This is a genomic window from Bradyrhizobium sp. STM 3809 (assembly GCF_000239795.1).
Lineage (GTDB): Bacteria > Pseudomonadota > Alphaproteobacteria > Rhizobiales > Xanthobacteraceae > Bradyrhizobium.
The window spans coordinates 1-6,670 of record NZ_CAFJ01000260.1 but is presented as its reverse complement, the minus strand read 5'-3'; the positions used below and the strand labels follow the sequence as shown (position 1 = coordinate 6,670).

General features: G+C 67.8%; 5 protein-coding genes. 4 read left to right on the top strand and 1 reads right to left on the bottom strand.

What is annotated here, in order from left to right:
- Positions 1-123: 123 nt before the first annotated feature.
- On the bottom strand, positions 124-987 hold the full coding sequence (locus tag BRAS3809_RS14595) for a caspase family protein (RefSeq protein WP_008962880.1): 864 nt from the start codon (positions 985-987) through the stop codon (positions 124-126).
- Between the two features lie 426 nt (positions 988-1,413).
- Between BRAS3809_RS14595 and BRAS3809_RS14590 the strand changes: the two genes are divergently transcribed.
- The 4 genes from BRAS3809_RS14590 to BRAS3809_RS14575 form a co-directional block, all read left to right on the top strand.
- Complete coding sequence (locus BRAS3809_RS14590) at positions 1,414-3,138, top strand: hypothetical protein (RefSeq protein ID WP_008962878.1); 1,725 nt, start codon at positions 1,414-1,416, stop codon at positions 3,136-3,138.
- Between the two features lie 215 nt (positions 3,139-3,353).
- Positions 3,354-4,079 (top strand): thermonuclease family protein, encoded by a 726-nt coding sequence (locus BRAS3809_RS14585; protein ID WP_008962877.1) that lies wholly within the window; start codon positions 3,354-3,356, stop codon positions 4,077-4,079.
- Between the two features lie 167 nt (positions 4,080-4,246).
- The gene (locus BRAS3809_RS14580) at positions 4,247-5,434 is read left to right on the top strand and encodes a pyridoxal-phosphate-dependent aminotransferase family protein (protein ID WP_008962876.1); all 1,188 of its coding nucleotides are present in this window, start codon (positions 4,247-4,249) and stop codon (positions 5,432-5,434) included.
- Positions 5,435-5,443: 9 nt separating this feature from the next.
- The coding region (locus BRAS3809_RS14575; protein ID WP_035656314.1) for a S9 family peptidase at positions 5,444-6,670 on the top strand (1,227 nt) is incomplete at its 3' end.

The following is a 6,670-nucleotide window of genomic DNA, read 5'->3' as shown; positions in this document are numbered from 1 at the left end:
GACGGCCATGAGCGGCTCGGGCGGTCTTGTCGCGCTGGGCCGCAAACAAGCCACACGAGTTGCCGCGCCACAACTAACAAGGGAGATAGTCGAGATATCGAGAGAGAGGCCCTGTCGGCTGTCTCAGCTGCCGGCGTTCGCCACGTCAGCGCTCAGGCGGATGTCCTCGACCAGGGAGGACGACACCATCGGCACCTGCTCGCCGTCGGTGCTGCGCGCGATGGCGTTGCGGGTCTTGGTGAAGACCGCCTCGGCGCTCGGGCTGCGGCCGAGCTGGTTGAGCAGCTCGGAGACGAGCATGCTGTTGCTGCGGTCCGTCGGGTCGTCGAGCACCCTGCCCGGTGTCGCCGACGACAGGATCAGCGCGTTGGCGGGAGCATTGATCGGGGCCAGCCCGTGCGAATAGGAGCGGAAGCGTCGCTCATAGGGATTGCGGCGCGAGGCGTCGAGCACCACGAGCTTGGCGCGGGCGCCCTGCTCGCGGACGGTCTCGACGAACTGCTCGACGCTGGTGCCCTCGCGGCGCACGTCGGATTCGCGCCAGATCTTGGCGTCGACCGGGATCATGTAGCTCTCGCGGCCGGCCTGGATGGCGTAGCCGCCGAAGAACAGCATCACCACCGAGTCCGGCCTGATCCGGGACTTCAGCCGATCGAGCGCGCGGGCCATGTCTTCCTTGGTCGCATCCTCGACCACGTCGACATCGAAGCCGCCGCGGCGCAGCGCGCCGGTGAGCGCGCGGGCGTCGTTGATCGGCTGGGCCAGCGGCGCATTGGCGTCGGGATAATGCGCGTTGCCGATAACGAGGGCGAGGCGCGCGCCATTGCTGGGTGCAGCCGGGCTCTGCTCGGTGGCGGCGGCCTTGCCGGAATCGGCGGCGCGCTTGTTCAGGGCAGCGTTCGCGCCGAGCGCGAGCGACACCGTGCACAGAAGCGCGGCGGCGATCACGGCCGAGCGGCGCGAGAGAGAAGGCTGCCTTGCGGTCATCACGTCAATCCTGGTCCGAGCCGATCCTCTCGACCAAGGGGCGCACCCTTTGGTCGCGCTGACGCCTCTGAGGTTTGAGGGGTTGCGAGACGATGTGTCGTCACTTTGCGCGCAAATTGCGGCACCGCAACGAAGAAAGGCTTAACCCGAACCCGGAGCCGAGGCAACATCGGAACACCAATGACATTTCAACCACTTGAAGAGAAACGCAAATTTAACCATGGCGCCGATCTCCAAACGGCCGCTTCAGGACCGTCCGGCCGCCATATTGCAGCCCCATCCACAGCCGCGCAGTGATGCCGGTCACGTTGTCTTTGGCCGCCACGCATGCCAGTTTGCCCCGTGCATGCGCGTCAGGAGCCGTTTGCCGGGCTTTTCATGCCGTGCGCGCCGTCTGTCCCGCCTCGACAACCGCGAGTCCCCACGTTGAGTTTCCAGTATTTCGCCGGCGCCGCCTGCCGCGCATTGACGGCCCGCAAGGACGGTCCCTCGCTATACGACGTCTGCGATCCCGTTCTGCGTCAGCCCGGCCGCGGCGACCCGCATCTGGCGAAATTCTACCGGACCGCGCTCGGCAACCCCGCGCTGCGCGCGCTGCTGCGCCGCGCCGGCCTGCCAGAGCTCAACGATCCCGGCCGTCTCAATGCGCTGCGCCAGGCGCTGGTTCTCGCCCGCGACAATCCGACGCCGGACTGGGACGAGGTCGGCCGCCCGGTCGCCGAACTGGTCGACAGCGTCGCGCTGCACCATCCCTCGCCGCCGCGCAGGACCGCCGACGTCGCGATGCCACCGGCCGGCGAGATCGATCGCGTGATCCGGGCCTGCGGCGCCGACCTGCTCGGCTCCTACGCCCGCAACGGCTTCCTGCCGACCTACGCCGCGTTCAACCTGATCGGTGATCCCGACATGACCGGCCGCGAGGTGCTCATGGCGCTGCAGGGGCTGGACGCGCGCGGCTACAAGAACTCGACCCTGCTGTTCAATCTCGCCCGCGTCTTCATCGCCCGCTCGCCGGCGGCCGCCGTGATCAACCCGCCGTGGCGCGGCATCGCCGAGCCGATGTGGGAGCCGGTGCAGATCCGCCACCGCTCGGCCTATTACGACGCGTTCTTCATCGAGGCGCTGCTGAGCTATCTGGAGACCGGGCTGGCCTCGTCCGATCAGGCGCGCGCCGCCCGCGGCGCGGTGGCCGCGATGGTCGAGTTCTGCCTCAGGACCAGTCGCGAGGAGGTCCGCGGCGCCGACGGCAACAGCTACGATGTCGTCACCGCGCTGGCGCCGCACCCGCATCCGCGGTTCTCGCGGTTCTTCACCCAGATCAAGCAGGACCTCGGCTTCGGCGTCTACGTGCCGGATTGCGACACCACGGCGTGCTCGTTCTCGGCCGCGACGCAGGCGGGCTCTGACGATCCGATCCTCAACCAGCCGCTGGTCGATTTCTATGCCGGCTATCAGGTGCGCGCCGGCAGCAACGAGCCGCGCGTCACCGTACCCATCAACGACAACATCGACTATGAAGGCGGCGTGGCGACCTGGATCGACAGCCTGGCCGGCGAGCGGCCCTATGGCAACGATCTCGATCCGACGCTGAATCTCGACGTGCTCGAGGTGTCGTTCCGCAATCTCGCGCGCTGGCAGATCCTGGAGACGCAGGGCCGCCTCGACTTTGTCAGGCGGATCGTCGGCTTCCAGCTGCGGCTGGTCACCAGTGGCGCCTTTGCCGATCCGCGCTCGCACATCTATTATCTTCCGGAGCTGTACTGCGCCTATTTCGGCCGTTGCTATCACGCCTTCATGGCGCTGCCGCCGGCGGCGCGGCAGGCGATCGATCCCGACGGCGCGTTCGAGCTGATCCGCCTGCGCGTGCTCGCCTATGTCGAGGACGAGCTGATCGGCCGCGAGATGAACCCGTTCGACGCCGCGCTGGCACTGATCGCGCTCGGCCATCTCGGCGGCAACCAGGCGAGCTTCGCGCCGGCAGTGCATTGCATCGTCGCGAGCTTCGGCGAAGGCGGCCGGCGCCACCCCTATCGCGCCTATGAGTGGAACAAGATGAAGACCCCGACCCGCATCCTTGTCGGCGGACCCGAGGTGACGTCGGCCTTCGTGCTGATGGGCCTGGCCCTGGCGCGGCGGGTGGCGGCGGGGTGACGGAACGAGGTTTCACGGCAGTCGCGGTCGACTCCCCTTTGCCTGGAGGGGAGGGGGCGCACCGCCGTGGTGGTTAAGAGGCCGCTCTTTTAACTTATCAGACCCGCCATCGCGCGAAGTTGAGCAAGTCAGGCAATCACGGCGCTGGAACCGCCACGCGATCCGCCGCACAATGGCGGGCATTGCCGATCCTCGAGGATGACCCGCGCCCGTTCATGCCGATGAAACCCGCCCTGCTCGCGCTGCTCCTGCTGCTCCCCTCCGTCGCCTTCGCTGCCGATATCACCGGGACCGCCAAGGTCCGCGAGGCCGACAGCGTGGTGATCGGCACCACCCGCATCCGGCTCGGCGGTGTCGATGCGCCGTCGGTCGACCAGCTTTGCCTCAACCAGCAGGGCGAGCGCTGGACCTGCGGCGTGGCCGCGCGGGACGAGCTGATCAAGCACGCCGACGGCAAGAGCTGGGTGTGCCATCCGCGCTCGATCGACCGCCGGGGGCGGCAGGTGGCGCGCTGCGACGTCGACGGCGAGGACATCCAGAAATGGCTGGTGCGCAACGGCTGGGCGCTGGCCTATCGCACGGTCTCACATGACTACGAGCCGGACGAGGCCGAGGCGCGCGCCGCGAAGGCCGGGATGTGGCAGGGCGCGTTCATCGCGCCGTGGGACTGGCGCGTGCGCAACAAGAAGACCGCGATCCTCGGCGCCACCAAGCCGCCGGAGGGCGCGCGCAACATCCTGCTCGCCTCGGCCTCCGGCCCGGTCGCGCCGTCGCCGGACTGCACCATCAAGGGCAACGTCAACGGCGCGGGCGAGTGCATCTATCACACGCCGAAGAGCCGCTGGTACGCGCAGATCAAGATGCACGTCGCCAAGGGCACGCGCTGGTTCTGCTCGGTCGAGGAGGCGGAGGCCGCCGGCTGCCGTGAGACCCGGCGCTGACGCCCGCACCGCTCGCCGCCGGGGCATGACAGCCCCCCGGCTTCTCCGGCTTTTCATCAGCGACCGCGCCACGTAAAACCAGTCCGGGTCCGCCGCGTGCGAGGACCCGCCTCTACCGCAATCGCTAGACCACATCGCCCCAAATCACATCGCCGAGGACACTGACAATGACCGTTCGCGCGGGCCGGGAGTTTCTGGCCATCCCGGGACCCACCACGATGCCCGACGAGGTGCTGCAGGCGATGCATCGCCCGGCACTCGACATCTATTCGAAGCAGATGGTCGAGCTGACCGACGGCATCCTGGCCGATCTCGGCCGCCTGTTCGCGACCAAGGGCAAGACCTACGTCTACATCGCCAACGGCCACGGGGCCTGGGAGGCCGTGCTCTCCAACGTGCTGTCGCGCGGCGACAAGGTGCTGGTGCTGGAAAGCGGCCGCTTCGCGGTCGGCTGGGGCAACGCGGCCAAGGCGATGGGCGCCGAGGTCGAGGTGCTGCGCGGCGACTGGCGCCGCGCGGTGCGCCCGGCCGAAGTCGAGGCGCGGCTGCGCGCCGACAAGGAGCACACCATCAAGGCGATCGTGGTGGCCCAGATCGATACCGCGTCGGGCGTCGTCAACGACGTCGAGGCGATCGGCCGCGCGGTCAAGGCCTCAGGCCACCCCGCCCTCTACATGGTCGACACCGTCGCCTCGCTCGGCTGCATGCCGTTCGAGATGGACGCCTGGAACATCGACGTCGCGATGTCCGGCTCGCAGAAGGGCCTGATGACGCCGCCCGGGCTCGGCTTCGTCGCGGCGAATGCGCGCGCGCTCGAGGTGCACAAGCGCGCCAACATGCGCACGCCCTATTGGGACTGGAGCGAGCGCGAGGGCACCGAACATTATCGTAAATATGGCGGCACCGCGCCGGTGCATCTCTTGTTCGCGCTGCGCCAGGCGATGGACATGCTGTTCGCCGAAGGCCTGCCGCACGCGTTCCGCCGGCACCAGCTGCTCGGCGAGGCGGTGCGCCGCGCGGTCGCGAAGTGGAGCGAGGGCCAGGTGATCGGCTTCAACATCCAAGAGGCCGCCGAGCGCTCCAACACCGTGACCACCGTGCTGGTCGGCGAAGGCTATGATCCCGCCGTGCTGCAGAATTACTGCAAGGAGCAGTGCGGCGTCGTGCTCGGCACCGGCATCGGCGATCTCCAGGGCAAGGCCTTCCGCATCGCCCATATGGGCCATGTCAACGCGCCGATGGTGCTGGGCACGCTCGGCGTGATCGAAATGGCGCTGGTGGCGTTGAAGATCCCGCATGGCCGCGGCGGCCTCGATGCCGCGATCCAGTGGCTCGGCGAGAGCGTGACCGCATAAGGGACTGATATGACCGATCGCAGCACTCCGCCGGTGGCGCCACGCCGCCCGTTCTCGTTCACCCGCCACGGTATCACCGTCCAGGACGATTATGCCTGGCTGAAGGATGCGCGCTGGCAGGAGGTGCTGCACGATCCCGCGCTGCTCGATCAGGACATCAGGGCGTATCTCGAGGCCGAGAACGCCTATGCCAATGATGTCCTCGGCCACACGGCGCCGCTGCAGAAGACGATCGTCGCGGAGATGCGCGGCCGCATCAAGGAGGACGATTCCTCGGTGCCGTCGCCGGACGGTCCTTACGCCTATTTTCGCAAGTACCGCGAGGGCGGCCAGCACGAACTGTTCTGCCGCACGCCGCGCAACGGCGGCGCGGAGACGATCGGGCTCGACGGCGACGCGCTGGCGCGCGGCCACGACTATTTCAAGTTCGGCGGCAGCCGGCATTCGCACGACCACAAGCTCGTGGCGTGGAGCGCCGACACCAAGGGCTCGGAATACTTCACCATCCGCGTGCGCGACTGGGACGGTGGCGACGATCTTGCGGATCTCGTCGAGGAGACCGACGGCGGCGTGGTGTGGTCGCGCGACTGCAAGAGCTTCTTCTACGTCAAGCTCGACGGCAACCACCGCCCGATGCAGGTCTGGCGCCACAAGCTCGGCACCGAACAGGCCGAGGACGTGCTGGTTTACGAGGAAAAGGACACCGGCTGGTTCACGCATGTGCACGAATCGACCTCGGGCCGGTTCTGCGTCGTCGCCGGCGGCGACCATGAGACTTCCGAGCAGCGGCTGATCGATCTCGACGCACCCGAGGCGCCTCCGCGACTGGTGGCCGCGCGCGAGACCGGCGTGCAATATTCGATCGCCGACCGCGGCGACGAGCTGTTCATCCTGACCAATGCCGACGGCGCCATCGACTTCAAGATCGTCACCGCGCCGCTGGCGTCGCCCGAGCGTGCCAACTGGCGCGATCTCATTCCGCATCGCGCCGGGATCTACGTGCTCGACCATGATCTCTATGCAGGCCATCTGGTGCGGCTGGAGCGCGCCAATGCGCTGCCGTCGATCGTGATCCGCGACCTGAAGTCGGGCGAGGAGCACGCCATCGCCTTCGACGAAGGCGCCTATTCGCTGGATGCGATGGGCTCCTACGAGTTCGACACGACCAATCTGCGCTTTGCCTATTCGTCGATGACGACGCCGTCGGAGGTCTGGGACTACGACATGGTGACGCGC

Coding starts and splice junctions, on each gene's coding strand:
- BRAS3809_RS14595 (WP_008962880.1), bottom strand. CDS start 987: ATGACCGCAAGGCAGCCTTCTCTCTCGCGCCGCTCGGCCGTGATCGCC.
- BRAS3809_RS14585 (WP_008962877.1), top strand. CDS start 3,354: ATGCCGATGAAACCCGCCCTGCTCGCGCTGCTCCTGCTGCTCCCCTCC.
- BRAS3809_RS14580 (WP_008962876.1), top strand. CDS start 4,247: ATGACCGTTCGCGCGGGCCGGGAGTTTCTGGCCATCCCGGGACCCACC.